Consider the following 14,055-nt stretch of genomic DNA (forward strand, 5'->3'; position numbering starts at 1 on the left):
ATCATGACGGAGCGCGGCCGCATCTACTCCATTCCGGCGAGCCTGCCCTTCCTGAAGACGGTGGCCTCGACCCTCATCGACGGCCAACTTGTTCCCGGCTTTACCTATGACCCGGCCGATCCGTTGGCGCTCGCCGACGTGACGATCTATGTGCCGACCCGGCGTTCGGCCCGCGTGCTGCGCTCGGAATTTGTCGATCTTCTCGGCGGGCGCTCGGCGATCCTGCCGGTGATCCGGGCGCTCGGCGAGACCGATGACGACAGCGGCTTCTTCGATGAAATCACACCGGCGCTGCTCGACATGGCAGAACCCCTTTCCGGGCCGACGCGGCTTATCGAACTCGCCCGCCTCGTGCTCGCCTGGCGCAACCGCCTGCCGGCCGCCGTCACCGCCGTGCATGCCGAAAGCCCGCTGGTGGCGCCGGCGAGCCCGGCCGATGCCGTCTGGCTTGCCCGCAACCTCGCCGACATCATCGACGCGATGGAGACGGAGGAGCTCGATTGGCTGGCGCTCGACAATCTCGATGTGTCCAACCATGCGCTCTGGTGGCAGCTGACCGCCGAATTTTTGAAGATCGCCAGCGAGTATTGGCCGGCGCGGCTGACCGAGCTCAACCGTTCCTCGCCATCGCTGAGGCGCAATGCGACGCTGCATGCCGAAACCGAGCGCTACAGACACGCGCCGCCCGCGGGGCCCGTCATCATCGCCGGCTCGACCGGCTCCATTCCGGCGACCGCCGGCCTTATCGCCGCCGTGGCGGAACTGCCGAACGGTGTCGTCATCCTGCCGGGGCTCGACCGCTTCATGTCCGACGCCGAATGGCTGCTCGTCGGCCATCAGGGCGGTGCATCAGGCGCGCAGAAACCGGATGCAGCCGCCCGCAGCCATCCACAATACGGCCTCTACCGCCTGCTCGCCCGCATGGGCTGCACTCGAAACGATGTCGACCCGCTCGGCACGCCCCCCGAAGCGCTGGAATACCGTTCAAAAGTCCTCTCAAGCGCCTTCCTGCCGACGCAGGCGACCGCGAGCTGGGGCGATGTTCGCGGCGCGCTCGATACAGGGCGCCTGGAAGAGGCCTTCCGTGATGTCTCGCTCGTCGAGGCGGCCAATGAACGCGAGGAGGCGCTGGCGATCGCCATAACGCTGCGTCTTGCGTTGGAGGATGGCGAAGACGCCCAGACCGCGCTGATCACACCCGACCGCAAGCTCGGGCGGCGGGTGGCGGCGGAGCTTGCGCGATTCGGCATCGAGGCGGACGATTCCGCCGGCACGCCGCTTTTGTCCACGCCGCAGGGCACGCTTCTGCGGCTCCTGGTAGAGGCGGCGCTGCGCCCCGGCGATCCGGTGCCGCTCGTCGCACTTCTAAAACACCCGCTCGCCCGCTTCGGCCTGCCTGCCGCCGACCTCGGCGACGCCGTCACCGCGCTGGAGCTGACGGCGCTGCGTGGCGGCACGGCCGAGATCGACATCTCCACGCTCGAACCCCTGCTCGATGCCGCACTGGAGCGCCAGGCGGACGACCGCCATCCACCCGTCTGGCGCACGGCCCTGCCCGAGCAGGCTATCCCGCTTGCCCGCGATCTTGCACGCCGCGTTGCAGATGCCGTCGAGCCGCTGGCCGGCGTGCTGGTGCAGCAAAGCCGCACCGGGCGACGCTTTTCCTCGAAGCTCACCGTTTCCGACTGGTCGGAGCGGACCGGCCGCGCGCTGGAGGCGATAGCGGTGGATGAACGCGGCGATCTTGCTGCACTCTGGTCCGGTGAGGCGGGCGATGCCCTTGCCAACCTGCTGAAGAGCGTGATGGAGACGGACGGCCAGATCGAGGCGGACGGGCCGCAATGGTGCGACATCATTGAGGCGCTCGCAGCGAGCGAAAGCGTCAAGCCGCGCTCCATGCGCCATCCCCGCGTCTTCATTTTCGGCGCGCTCGAATCGCGCCTGCAGAGCGTCGATACGGTCGTAATCGGCGGGTTGAACGAGGGCACCTGGCCGGGACAGGCGACGAACGACGCCTTCCTGTCGCGCATCATGAAGGTGGAAATCGGCCTGGAGCCGCCGGAACGGCGGATCGGCCAGCTCGGCCATGATTTGCAGATGGCGGCCGCGACCCCCAAGCTGGTGCTGACCCGGGCGCTGCGCAACGGTACGGCGCCGACCGTCGCCTCGCGCTGGCTGCAACGGCTCATCGCCGTCGGTGGTCCGGTTCTGGCGGCCGATCTGCGCCTGCGCGGCAAGGACGTCATCGACTGGGCAAACCAGCTCGACAAGGGACCCAATGTGGCGAATGCAACGCGCCCGGCACCGCGACCACCCGCCGAGCTGCAGCCGAAAAAATACTCCTTCAGCCAGATCGGCCGCCTTCGGCGCGATCCTTATGCGATCTATGCCCGGCATATCCTGCGTCTCGATCCGATCGCACCGTTCAACCTCGACCCGGGGCCGGCCGAGCGCGGCTCGCTCTATCACCGCATCGTCGATCGCTTCGTGCGGGAGGAGGCACCGGGCGAGCCCCACACCCTCGTCGCCCGCATCCTCAACGAGGAATTCGATGCGGTCGCGCTGCCGCCGCATATCGATGCCGTCTGGCGTCCGCGGTTTGCCGCGGTCGCCCGCGCCTTCGTGACATGGCATGTCGAACGGGCCGGCGGCGTGCGCGAAAGCCTGACGGAAGTTCCGGCCTCGCTCGATCTCGGTGTCGCCGGTATCCGGCTGACCGGCATTGCCGACCGGATCGACATCCTGCCGGATGGCAGCGCCGATATTCTCGACTACAAGACGGGCAGCACGCCTTCTCTCAAGGTGGCACGCGCACTGCTCGATCCGCAGCTGGCACTGGAGGCGGCGGCACTCAAGCGCGGTGGCTTCCGCGGGCCGGGCATCCGTGAGCCGGCAAACCTTCTCTATGTGCGCCTCAAGCCGGGCGAACGGTTCAAGGCCGAACAGGTCAATAACGAACACGCCAAATCCGCCGGCACGATACCGAAATCCGCGACCGAGCTCGGCGAGGATTCCCTGACGGAACTGGAAAAGCTGCTGACCGGGCTGATCGAGGGGCGCTACGGCTTCGCTTCCCGGCTCATTCCCGAGCAGGAACGGGACTATGGCGGCGAATACGACCACCTGGCGCGGGTCGCCGAATGGTCGTCGGCGGAAAATGGCGGGGAGACCGAGGATGCTTGAGGACGGTGTTCCCAAGGACGATCGGCCCGCCTCCGCCGATCCAGCCACCTGGCTGAGCTGGACGTCGCAGAAACAGGCGACGGCGTCGGATCCCGATCGCTCGGCTTGGGTTTCGGCCAATGCCGGCTCTGGCAAGACGCACGTCCTGACCCAGCGCGTCATCCGGCTGCTGCTTGCCGGCTGCCGGCCATCGGCCATCCTCTGCCTGACCTATACGAAGGCAGCGGCGTCCGAAATGTCGAACCGCGTCTTCGAGCGGCTTGCCGATTGGGCCACACTCTCCGACGCGGAGTTGTCCGAGCGTGTCGCCTCCGTCGAGGGCAAGCGGCCGGACCTCCTCAAGCTCGCCGAGGCGCGCCGCCTGTTTGCCCGGGCGCTCGAAACGCCGGGCGGCCTGAAGATCCAGACGATCCATGCCTTCTGCGAGGCGCTGCTGCACCAGTTTCCGCTGGAAGCCAATGTTGCCGGTCATTTTTCCGTGCTCGACGACCGGGCGGCGGCGGTGCTTCTGGCCGATGCCCGCCGCACGCTGCTGACGGCGACGACGAGCGAGGACGACGAGGCGCTGACCGACGCCTTCGCCACCGTGCTCGACATCGCCGACGATACCGGGCTCGAGCGGCTGATCTCCGACATCGTCGCGCGCCGCGGGTCGATCCGGGAGTTTCTTGAAGCCACGACGAAAGCCGGCGGCGTGGATGTGGTGCTGCGCCGGGAAACCGGGCTCGATCCCAGCGAGACGGCGGAGGACATTCTGGCGTCTTTCTGGCCGCTCGATGGCTTGCAGGGTGTCACGCTTGAATCCTACCTCGTCGCCGCCGAAAATCTTGGTAGCGAGACGGTGAAGGCGTCCGCTGCCGGTTTGCGCGGCCTGATAAAGCTGACGGATGCCGAGGCGCGGCGGGCGGCACTCTACGATCTGTTCTTCACCGGCACCGGCGCGCCGCGCAGCCTGGACCGGTCGTTCTTCTCCAAGAAAGTGCGCGACAGCGCGCCCTATCTGGAAGAGGCGCTGCTGGCCGCGCAGGCGCATATCACGGCCTGCGAAGACCGACTGCGGCGCTTTCGCATGTATGAGGCGACATCGGCAGCCCTTGTCATCGCGGAGCGGCTGATCGGCGACTATGAGGATTTGAAGCGGGCGCGCAGCCTGCTCGACTTCGACGACCTGATCGACCGGACGGCGGCGCTCTTGACCCGTGACCGGGTGAGCGCCTGGGTGCACTACAAGCTCGACCAGGGCATCGACCACATCCTCGTCGACGAGGCGCAGGACACCAGCCCACGGCAATGGCAGATCGTAAAAGCCTTGACCGACGATTTCTTTGCCGGCGAAACGGCGCGCGTTACGGGGCGCACGATCTTCGCCGTGGGCGACGAGAAACAGTCGATCTATTCCTTCCAGGGCGCCCGGCCGGAACGCTTTGCCGAGGAAGGCCGCGAGGTTTCGCGGCGCACGCGGGCGGCGGACACCGCCTTCAGCCCGATCCGCCTGCTGCTCTCCTTCCGCTCGACACGTGATGTGCTGTCAGCCGTCGACCGGGTCTTTCTCGAGGCCGGCAATGCGCGCGGGCTGTCGCCGGATGGCGGGGAGATCGTGCATGCCTCCAATCGCGGGCGCGAGCCGGGGGCCGTCGATATCTGGGAGGTGATCGCCGCACCACCCGGGCTGGACGAGGACGACTGGACCGCGCCCTTCGATGCCGTGGCCGAAGAAGCGCCGATCAACGTGCTGGCGCGGCGCATCGCCGACACGCTGGCGGGCTGGATCGGCCGCGAGACCGTGACGGAAAAGCGCAAGGCGCGGCTGATGGCCGCCGGCGACGTCATCGTGCTTGTGCGCAAGCGCGACGCCTTCGTCAATGCGCTCACCCGCACCCTCAAGCAGCGGCACAACCTGCCCGTCGCCGGTGCCGACCGGCTGGTGCTGACAAAACATATTGCCGTGCAGGACCTGATGGCGCTCGGCCGCTTTGCCGTGCTGCCGGAGGACGATCTTTCCCTTGCGGCGCTGTTGAAGAGCCCGCTGTTCGGCGTCGGTGAGGACGCGCTGTTCGAACTGGCGGCGCGGCGCGGCGAAAAGGAAGGCCTCTGGGCGCGGTTGCGCGCGGCGGGGGAAGAGGATATCACGCTTTTTTCCATCGTTCGCCGGCTGGAAAACCTTGTCCGTGATGCACGTGGCCAGTCGGTGCATGATTTTTATGCCCGCATCCTGGGTGCTGGCGGCGGGCGACGGGCGTTTCTTGCCCGGCTCGGGACGGAGGCGGGCGAGATCATCGACGAATTCCTCACCTTCGCGCTGGAGCAGGAGGAAAACGGCCTGCCCGGCCTTCAAGCCTTCGTTTCCACGCTGGAGCTGGAGGCGCCGACAGTCAAGCGCGAGCAGGACAAGGCGCGCGGCGAAATCCGCATCATGACCGTTCATGCAGCCAAGGGGCTGGAAGCGCCGGTGGTCTTCCTCGTCGATGGCGGGGCAAAGGCCTTCAGCCACAGCCACATGCCGACCCTGCGCTTCCTTTCGGCAGAAAACCTCGCCGACGGCCTGCCGGCCTGGCTGCCGCTGAAGGATTTCGGCAATGCTCTGACCGCGGCCGATGCGGAGCGCATCAAGGCCGGTGCCGAAGAAGAGTACCGCCGGCTGCTCTATGTCGCGATGACGCGTGCGGCGGACCGGCTGGTGGTTTGCGGCTATCGCGGGCGGCAGGAGAACAAGGATACCTGGCATCCGATGATCGCGACGGCGCTGTCGTCCGATAGTGAACGCGCGGTCGAAACGACCTTTTCGACGGCGGGCGAGAGCTGGCAGGGCCTGGCCTGGCGTGAGGCCGGCGCGGCGGCTGTCGGCGATGTCGTCGTCGCGGCCTCCGTCGAGGAGAAGACCAGGACCATCCTGCCGGAGGCGCTCGGCAAACCCCTGCCGGTGCAGAAAGCCTTGCCGCGGCCGCTGAGCCCATCCGGTGCCGCCGCAGTGATCGAGACGGATGCAGCCGATCTGCTGGTGCCCTCGGCGCTGTTTGCGCGGCGGGGCGGCGGCGGTCCGGATACAGGGCTTGCATTGGAGCGCGGACGCATCCTGCATCGGTTCCTGCAGGTCCTGCCGTCCTTCGAGCCGGACGAACGGCCGGCGGCGGCGCGGCGCTATCTCGAACGGGCCGCCACAAACTGGCCGGCCGCGGCACGAGCGTCGCTTGTGACAGCGGCGCTTGCGGTGATCGACGACGCGAGCCTTGTGACGATCTTTTCCCCTGCGGCGCGGGCGGAGGTGTCGATCATGGGCACATTGGCGCTGGGCAGCCGCGACTATGCGGTATCGGGTCGGATCGACCGCATGGCCGTCAGCGAAACGGCGGTGGAGATCGTCGATTTCAAGACGAACCGGGTGCCGCCGGCATCGGCGGAGGCGATTCCCTTCGAACACCGGGCGCAGCTGGCGATCTACCGGGCGATCCTCGGACCGCTCTATCCCGGCCGGGAAATCCGCTGCGGACTGATCTATACGGAAGCGGCGAAAACCTATTGGCTGGAGGCCGGGGTGCTGGAGGCGAGCCTTGCCGAACTCACGTCAAAGTGAGATACCGGGCGGAACAATCCATCATCGGCCGGGCTTGAAACCGCAGGCCAAAAGCATCACATCCTGTGCAACAATCACCATTCAAGGAGAGCCTCATGGCTACCGTTAAAGTCGATCAGTCCAATTTCGAGGCCGAAGTGCTGAATTCCGCCGAGCCGGTCGTTGTCGATTTCTGGGCTGAATGGTGCGGCCCGTGCAAGATGATCGCCCCGGCACTCGAAGAAATCGCCACCGAACTGGCCGGCAAGGTCAAGGTCGCCAAGCTGAACATCGACGAGAACCCGGAACTCGCCGCCAAGTTCGGCGTACGCTCCATTCCGACGCTCGCCATGTTCAAGGGCGGTGAAGTGGCCGATATCAAGGTCGGCGCCGCGCCGAAGACGGCTCTGTCCTCGTGGATTTCCAGCGCCGCCTGATCGGCTGACGACTGCTTTAAAGAAAAAGCCCGGCTGGAAAGCCGGGCTTTTTGTCGTTCAGGTGGGTGGCGTGCCGTTGTCGGCGAGCACGTCACCGACAAGGTAGAGCGAGCCGCCGATCAGGATGCGCGGCGGCACGGAATCCTCCGCGGTGATGTTGCCGATTTCGGCCAGCGCATCGGCGACCGTCAGGAGGGGCGCGGCTTCCAGGCCAGCGCGGGCGGCATCTTCGGCAAGCGCCACCGGATCGAGCCCGGCATCCGAACCGCGGATCGGCACCGTGAAGACGCGTTCGGCGAGGCCGCCGAAGGGTTCGAAGTAGCCGATCGGATCCTTCGTATTGATCATCCCGGTGATGAGGAAAAGCGGGCGCGCCTCGCGCTCCTCGAAATTCGCCATGGTCTCGGCGATGACCTGGCCGGCACCGGGGTTGTGGCCGCCATCGACCCAGATCTCGCTGCCGCGCGGGGCAAGCCGCTGGAGCGTGCCGTCGGTCAGCCGTTGCAGGCGACCCGGCCATTCGACGCGGACGAGGCCCATTTCCAGGGCATGGTCGGAGATGGTGAAACCGGCAGCCTTGACAGTGCGGATCGCAGCAGCCGCATTGCCATATTGATGGCGGCCCGGCAGGCGCGGCAAGGGCAGGTCGGCCAGGCCGAATTCATCCTGATAGACGAGCCGGCCATATTCCTCATGCGCCATGAAATCCTGGCCATAGATGGCATGCGGGCAGCCGAGCCGTTCCGCGGTTTCGATCAGCACGTCGCGTGCAGCCTCTTCCGACTGGTAGCCGATGACGACCGGTGTGCCGCGTTTCATGATGCCGGCCTTTTCCGCGGCGATCAGTTCGACACGGTCGCCGAGATAGGCCTGGTGGTCGAGCGAGATCGGCATGATGACGCTGACGGCCGGGTGCGGCATGACATTCGTCGCATCGAAGCGTCCACCCAAGCCGACCTCGATGATCGCCACATCCGCGGGATGCTCGGAGAACAGGACGAAAGTGACGGCCGTCAGGATTTCGAAAACGGTGATCTTTTCACCGCCATTGGCTTCCGCGACGCGGCGGACGGCATCGGCCAGCACGGCGTCTTCCACGAACTGGCCACGACCGCCCTTGACGCCGAGGCGGTAGCGCTCGTGCCAGTTGACGAGGTGGGGCGAGGTGTGGACGTGGACGCCAAAACCCTGGGCCTCCAGGATCGAACGGCAGAAGGCCGTGACCGAGCCCTTGCCATTGGTGCCGGCCACATGGATGACCGGCGGTAGTCTCAAATGAGGATCGCCGAGGGCTGCGAGAAGCCGCGTGATGCGGTCCAGCGAAAGATCGAATCCCTTGGGATGGAGACCGAGAAGCTTCTCGATCTCCGCTGCCGCTTCGCTGGCCGTTACCATCGTCATCTCACCCTCGCGATGAGGTTTTTACTGCGCCGCGATGGCGACAGCGCCGTTCGCGACGACAGGGGATGCCGCCGCTGCCGGCTTCTTCATCAGGATTTTCAGAAGGCGGGCCAGCGTGTCCGGGATGTCATGGCGCTTGACGACCAGGTCGATCATGCCGTGTTCCAGCAGGTATTCCGACGTCTGGAAGCCTTCGGGAAGTTTTTCGCGTATCGTCTGCTCGATGACGCGCTTCCCGGCGAAGCAGATTTCGGCACCCGGCTCGGCAAGGTGGATATCGCCCAGCATGGCGTAGGAGGCTGTGACACCACCGGTCGTCGGGTTGGTGAGCACGACAATATAGGGAAGACCGGCTTCCTTGAGCATTTCCACGGCCACCGTGGTGCGCGGCAGCTGCATCAGCGACAGGATGCCTTCCTGCATGCGCGCGCCGCCGGAGGCGGGGAACATGACGAGCGGGCATTTTTCGGCGATCGCCCGTTCGAAGGCCTTGATGATCGCCTCGCCTGCGGCAATGCCGAGCGAGCCGCCCATGAAGTTGAACTCATGCACGACGGCGACGAGCTTGACGCCGCGCGACTTGCCGACGCCGGCGACAATGGTGTCTTCCAGATCGGTCTTGGCGCGGCTGTCGCGCAGGCGATCCGTATACTTCTTCGAATCGCGGAACTTCAGCGGGTCCTGCGCCACCTTCGGCTGCTGCAGGGCCTCGTAGACGCCGTCGTCGAACAGATCCTTGAGCCGCGCCTTGGCCGGCATCTTCATGTGGTAGCCCGAAGCGGGGATGACCCACTTGTTTTCCTCGAGATCGCGGTGAAACACCATCTCGCCGGTTTCCGGGCACTTGATCCAGAGGTTTTCCGGAACGTCCCGGTCGGGGCGGCCAAGCATCGAGTTGATCTTCGGCCGAACGTAATTCGTGATCCAGTTCACGGTCTAGACTCCCGTTATAATGGTGGTTCCCATGTGGGAACTTTACTCCGCCGCCGCAAGGCGCGACGCACGCACGCCCGATGCGAGGCTCATGACCAGCGTTTCGACGCCGGCAACGGTGGCGGCACTGGCCTTGCCGTCCGCCGTCAGGCTGGAGGCGATCTGGTTGACGATGGCAGTACCAACGACGACACCATCCGCCGAAGCGCCGATGGCGCGGGCGTGTTCCGCCGTCTTGACGCCGAAGCCGACGCAGACCGGCAGCGTCGTATGCGCCTTGATGCGGCCGACGGCGCCGCCGATGAGCGACGGATCCGGCAGAGCCGAACCGGTGATGCCGTTCATCGACACATAATAGACGAAACCCGATGTGTTTTTCAGCACTGTCGGCAGGCGTTTTTCATCCGTGGTCGGTGTTGCTAGGCGAATGAAGTTGATGCCCTTGGCGAGCGCCGGAATGCACAGTTCATCGTCCATTTCCGGCGGCAGGTCGACGACGATCAGGCCGTCGATGCCGGCTTCGAGCGCCTCGTCGAGGAAACGGTCGACGCCGTAGATATAGATCGGGTTGTAATAGCCCATCAGCACGATCGGCGTCGCGTCGTCGTGCTTGCGGAAGTCGCGGGCCATCTGGATCGTCTTGGCGAGCGTCTGGCCGCCGGCGAGCGCGCGCTGGCCGGCCAGCTGGATCGCCGGGCCATCGGCCATCGGATCGGAAAAGGGCATGCCGAGTTCGATGACGTCGGAGCCTGCCTTCGGCAGCGCCTTCATGATCTCCAGCGAGCTGGTATAGTCCGGGTCGCCAGCCATGAAATAGGTGACGAGGGCCGGGCGGCCTTCCGCTGCGATATCCGCAAAACGTTTGTCCATGCGTGCGGTCATCTTAGAGCTCCATGCCGAGGATCTTGCCGACGGTGAAGATATCCTTGTCGCCGCGGCCGGAGAGGTTCATCAGGATGATCTGGTCCTTGCCCATCTTCGGCGCGCGCTTGATGACTTCGGCGATGGCGTGGCTCGGCTCGAGCGCCGGAATGATGCCTTCGAGCTTCGTCAGCAACTGGAAGGCTTCCAGCGCTTCATCGTCCATGATCGGCACATATTCGGCGCGGCCGATCTGGTGCAGCCAGGCATGCTCGGGGCCGATGCCGGGATAGTCGAGGCCCGCGGAAATCGAATGGCCTTCCTTGATCTGGCCGTCCGCATCCTGCAGCAGGTAGGTGCGGTTGCCATGCAGCACGCCCGGCGAACCGGCGGTCAGCGAGGCACAGTGCAGGTCGCCGTCAAGGCCCTTGCCGCCGGCTTCAACGCCGACGATCTGCACGCTCTTGTCGTCGAGGAAGGGATGGAAGATGCCGATGGCGTTCGAACCGCCGCCGACGGCCGCGATCACCATGTCCGGCAGGCGGCCTTCGGCGGCAAAAAGCTGCTCGCGGGCTTCCGTGCCGATGACGGCCTGGAAGTCGCGCACCATCTCCGGATAGGGGTGCGGGCCGGCGGCAGTGCCGATCAGGTAATAGGTATCGTCGACATTGGTGACCCAGTCACGCAAGGCCTCGTTCATGGCGTCCTTCAGCGTGCCGCTGCCCGCCGTCACCGGCTTCACTTCGGCACCGAGCAGCTTCATGCGGAAAACGTTCGGCGCCTGACGCTCGACATCCGTCGCGCCCATATAGACGACGCAGGGAAAGCCGAAGCGCGCGGCAACGGTGGCGGAGGCCACGCCGTGCTGACCGGCACCGGTTTCAGCGATGATGCGCGTCTTGCCCATGCGCTTAGCGAGCAGGATCTGGCCGATGCAGTTGTTGATCTTGTGCGAGCCGGTGTGGTTCAGCTCTTCGCGCTTGAAATAGATCTTTGCGCCGCCGAGATGCTGTGTCAGGCGCTCGGCATAATAGAGCGGGCTCGGCCGGCCGATATAGTGTGCGCCGAGATCCTTCAGCTCCGCCTGGAACGCCGGATCGGTCTTCGCCCTGTCCCACTCGTCCTGAAGCTCGAGGATCAACGGCATCAGGGTTTCGGCAACGAAGCGGCCCCCGAAAATGCCGAAACGGCCGTCCTCGTCCGGACCCTCGCGGTACGAATTCAGGTTGGGTGACTGGTTCACTTGCCTCTCCCTGCGACGGCGGTCTCGTGTTCCGCTTTTCGTGCCGCTTCAAAAAACGCTTCGATCAGGCCGAGATCCTTGACGCCCGGTGCGCTTTCGACGCCGGAACTGGCATCGATGCCCGGTGCGCCGGTCAGCCGGATGGCCTCGGCGAGATTATCCTTGTTCAGCCCACCGGAAAGCATGTAATCGACGCCGTCGTCAAGCAAATGCATGAGCGTCCAGTCGAAGGACACGCCATTGCCGCCCGGAAGTTCGGAGCCGGCCGGCGGCTTGGCATCGAACAGGAACCGGTCGGCGATGCCGATATAGGGTTCGATCTTCTTCAGATCGTCCGCGTCGCGCACCGAAAAGGCTTTCATGACAGGCAGGCCATAGACCGCCTTGACGTTCAGCACGCGTTCCGGGGCCTCGCTGCCGTGCAGCTGGAGAATGTCGGGTGAAAGCTGGTCGACGATCTCGTCGAGTTCATCATTGTCGGCATTGACCGTGACGGCGACGATCTTCACCCGGCCGCGCACGCGATCCGCCAGACGGCCGGCATCCGAGGGCTCGATGTTGCGCGGGCTTTTCAGAAAGAAGATGAAGCCGATATGCGTGGCGCCTAGCGAAACAGCCTTGTCGACGGCCTCCTCGGTCTTCAGCCCGCAGATCTTGATGTCGAGTGGCTTGTCACGTGTCATGCGCAGGGAAGTCGCACAATTTTCCCGAAGAGTCGAGCCGAAAGACGGCGGCGAATCGTCCGGAACCGGCACCCTTGCATGACAGCCCGGCGGTCCCATATGGGTTGAAGATACAGACCGGAGATCTCCATGCGGCTCATCATTGCCATCCTCCTGCCCTTTCTCGTGTTTTTCACCATCGGGCGGCCGATTGCCGGCATTATTTGCCTCATCTTGCAGATCACGCTGATCGGCTGGCTGCCCGCCGCCATCTGGGCCGTCTACGCGCTGGGGCAATATAATACGGACAAGAAAATCCGGGATGCACTGGGTGACCGACGTTAGGTATCAGCCGAAATCCAGGGCATGCAGCAGGCTGCCATTGCGCTTCAGCCAGCGTTTCGCCTCTTCCGTCGTCGGGCAGAGCTGTTCGCATAACGCCCAGAAAGCCGGACTGTGGTTCATCTCGCGAAGATGCGCCACTTCGTGGGCCGCGAGATAATCGATAACACCGGGCGGCGCCATGGCGATGCGCCAGGAAAAGCTGAGGGCGCCATCGGCTGAACACGAGCCCCAGCGGCTGCGCGTATCGCGCAACGTCAGCGACTTCACTTTCTTACCGATGCGGCCGGCATGAACGGCGACGAGCCTGTCCAGCTCCAGCCGCGCCTCCTTCTTCAGGAAATCGCTGATGCGGCGCGGAATGCTCTCTTCCATGCCGCCGACGCGCAGCACCGCCTCGTCATCGATGATCAAGGCTTCCGTCAGGCCGCGCAGCCGGCCCGTCGCCTCGATCCGGTGGGAGACGCCGCGGATCATCACATAGCCGCCGTCCGCCAGTTCGTTCGTCGTGCGGAACTTTGCCAGCTTGGTCATCAGCCAGCCCTGATGACGATCGAGGAAGTCGCGGATATCGCGCTCCGGCACGCCGCTCGGCACCGTCATGCGCAGCGCCCGCCCGCCGGGCTCGATGCGCAGCGTCAGGCGCGTTGCGCGAAAATCCCGCCGGATGGTGAGCGGCAGGCGCCGACCATTGACGTCGACCTCACGCCTTTCCGGCGGGGGCGGCGTCTTCAGGGCCTTGCGCGGCTTGCGAAGCGAGGAAAACATGCTGCCTTTCATAGCCGATTCGGCCCCGACTGAAACGCCCCGACGAAAAAACCGGCGCCTGGGCGCCGGTCGGGAATTCACCACCCTCTCTTCTGTCATGGTCGGGCTTGACCCGACCATCCATGCCGCGGACGCTGCGTGGATCCTCGGGTCAAGCCCGAGGATGACGAAGGGGGCGACGCCTACGTAGCCGGGAAGCCCGGGACGTCGCCATGGCCGGAGGCGCGGCGTTCGCGCATGAAGCGGTCGAACTCCTCCTGGTCCTTGGCGCGGCGCAGCTCGCGGCTATAGGCATCGAACTCCTCGCGCATTTCGTCGAGCTTGCGGCGCTCCTCGTCGAGGCGGGCGAGCTCGGCGTCACGCCAGTCGTCGAAGGCGACATTGCCGGTGGCGGCGCGGAAGGCGGAACGACCGCGACCACGGCCGAACTTGCTGCGGCAGGAGGCGAACATGCCATCGAGATTGTCGTTGGCGTCTTTCTTGAAGGATTTCAGGCGGTCGCCGAAGATGATGTAGGCGAGCATGGCGAGGCCGAGCGGCCAGAACACCACGAAGCCAAGCACCATCAGGGCGATGGTCGCAGGCGTCCAGTCCGGACGGATCAGTGCTGACTGGTTCATGTGCAATCTTCCTCACGATCGGCGGAAACCACCTCGGTTTCCACTGATTCCGATG

The 14,055-nt window shown here is 65.2% G+C and carries 11 protein-coding genes; 4 read left to right on the forward strand and 7 right to left on the reverse strand.

The window, feature by feature from the left end; genetic code table 11:
• Positions 1 to 3: 3 nt before the first annotated feature.
• From addB to trxA, 3 genes are all read left to right on the forward strand, one after another.
• Entirely contained in the window at positions 4 to 3,183 is a 3,180-nt protein-coding gene (addB, locus tag BSY16_RS15595) for a double-strand break repair protein AddB (RefSeq protein WP_069060510.1), read from the forward strand.
• Entirely contained in the window at positions 3,176 to 6,754 is a 3,579-nt protein-coding gene (gene addA, locus BSY16_RS15600) for a double-strand break repair helicase AddA (RefSeq protein ID WP_069060511.1), read from the forward strand. Before addB ends, addA begins: the two co-directional genes overlap by 8 nt.
• A 95-nt stretch (positions 6,755 to 6,849) precedes the next feature.
• Complete coding sequence (gene trxA / locus BSY16_RS15605) at positions 6,850 to 7,170, forward strand: thioredoxin (RefSeq protein ID WP_069060512.1); 321 nt, start codon at positions 6,850 to 6,852, stop codon at positions 7,168 to 7,170.
• Between the two features lie 57 nt (positions 7,171 to 7,227).
• On the opposite strand, the gene BSY16_RS15610 is transcribed toward trxA, so the two are convergent.
• Genes BSY16_RS15610 through BSY16_RS15630 form a run of 5 tightly spaced genes read right to left on the reverse strand, consistent with a single transcriptional unit; the run spans position 7,228 to position 12,291 of the window.
• The gene (locus BSY16_RS15610) at positions 7,228 to 8,571 is read right to left on the reverse strand and encodes a bifunctional folylpolyglutamate synthase/dihydrofolate synthase (protein WP_150129971.1); all 1,344 of its coding nucleotides are present in this window, start codon (positions 8,569 to 8,571) and stop codon (positions 7,228 to 7,230) included.
• A 21-nt stretch (positions 8,572 to 8,592) separates the two neighbouring features.
• Positions 8,593 to 9,504 carry an acetyl-CoA carboxylase, carboxyltransferase subunit beta gene (gene accD / locus BSY16_RS15615; protein ID WP_069060514.1) on the reverse strand — a complete coding sequence of 304 codons (912 nt, stop codon included), beginning with the start codon at positions 9,502 to 9,504 and terminating at the stop codon, positions 8,593 to 8,595.
• A 42-nt stretch (positions 9,505 to 9,546) separates the two neighbouring features.
• Positions 9,547 to 10,386, reverse strand: coding sequence for a tryptophan synthase subunit alpha (trpA, locus tag BSY16_RS15620; RefSeq protein ID WP_069060515.1), 840 nt, complete (start codon positions 10,384 to 10,386; stop codon positions 9,547 to 9,549).
• 1 nt (position 10,387) lies between these two features.
• Complete coding sequence (gene trpB / locus BSY16_RS15625) at positions 10,388 to 11,608, reverse strand: tryptophan synthase subunit beta (protein ID WP_069060516.1); 1,221 nt, start codon at positions 11,606 to 11,608, stop codon at positions 10,388 to 10,390.
• Complete coding sequence (locus tag BSY16_RS15630; protein WP_069060517.1) at positions 11,605 to 12,291, reverse strand: phosphoribosylanthranilate isomerase; 687 nt, start codon at positions 12,289 to 12,291, stop codon at positions 11,605 to 11,607. The genes trpB and BSY16_RS15630 overlap by 4 nt, the downstream gene beginning before the upstream one ends.
• A gap of 129 nt (positions 12,292 to 12,420) precedes the next feature.
• Between BSY16_RS15630 and BSY16_RS15635 the strand changes: the two genes are divergently transcribed.
• A complete protein-coding gene (locus tag BSY16_RS15635) occupies positions 12,421 to 12,615 on the forward strand; it encodes a YqaE/Pmp3 family membrane protein (RefSeq protein ID WP_069060518.1) in 195 nt (64 codons plus the stop codon).
• A 3-nt stretch (positions 12,616 to 12,618) separates the two neighbouring features.
• On the opposite strand, the gene BSY16_RS15640 is transcribed toward BSY16_RS15635, so the two are convergent.
• Both BSY16_RS15640 and BSY16_RS15650 read right to left on the reverse strand, forming a co-directional pair.
• Positions 12,619 to 13,380, reverse strand: a complete 762-nt coding sequence (locus BSY16_RS15640; RefSeq protein ID WP_069060519.1) for a M48 family metallopeptidase — start codon at positions 13,378 to 13,380, stop codon at positions 12,619 to 12,621.
• A 182-nt stretch (positions 13,381 to 13,562) separates the two neighbouring features.
• A complete protein-coding gene (locus tag BSY16_RS15650) occupies positions 13,563 to 14,000 on the reverse strand; it encodes a DUF2852 domain-containing protein (protein ID WP_069060521.1) in 438 nt (145 codons plus the stop codon).
• Between the last annotated feature and the right edge of the window lie 55 nt (positions 14,001 to 14,055).

Origin of the sequence: Sinorhizobium sp. RAC02 (assembly GCF_001713395.1) — a bacterium.
In the GTDB taxonomy this organism is placed as follows: Bacteria; Pseudomonadota; Alphaproteobacteria; order Rhizobiales; family Rhizobiaceae; genus Shinella.

Bases quoted from the DNA above. Each gene is read 5' to 3' on its own strand.
- addA (WP_069060511.1), top strand. From the start codon at position 3,176: ATGCTTGAGGACGGTGTTCCCAAGGACGATCGGCCCGCCTCCGCCGAT.
- trpA (WP_069060515.1), bottom strand. From the start codon at position 10,386: ATGACCGCACGCATGGACAAACGTTTTGCGGATATCGCAGCGGAAGGC.
- trxA (WP_069060512.1), top strand. From the start codon at position 6,850: ATGGCTACCGTTAAAGTCGATCAGTCCAATTTCGAGGCCGAAGTGCTG.
- BSY16_RS15650 (WP_069060521.1), bottom strand. From the start codon at position 14,000: ATGAACCAGTCAGCACTGATCCGTCCGGACTGGACGCCTGCGACCATC.
- BSY16_RS15610 (WP_150129971.1), bottom strand. From the start codon at position 8,571: ATGACGATGGTAACGGCCAGCGAAGCGGCAGCGGAGATCGAGAAGCTT.
- addB (WP_069060510.1), top strand. From the start codon at position 4: ATGACGGAGCGCGGCCGCATCTACTCCATTCCGGCGAGCCTGCCCTTC.
- BSY16_RS15635 (WP_069060518.1), top strand. From the start codon at position 12,421: ATGCGGCTCATCATTGCCATCCTCCTGCCCTTTCTCGTGTTTTTCACC.
- BSY16_RS15640 (WP_069060519.1), bottom strand. From the start codon at position 13,380: ATGTTTTCCTCGCTTCGCAAGCCGCGCAAGGCCCTGAAGACGCCGCCC.
- BSY16_RS15630 (WP_069060517.1), bottom strand. From the start codon at position 12,291: ATGACACGTGACAAGCCACTCGACATCAAGATCTGCGGGCTGAAGACC.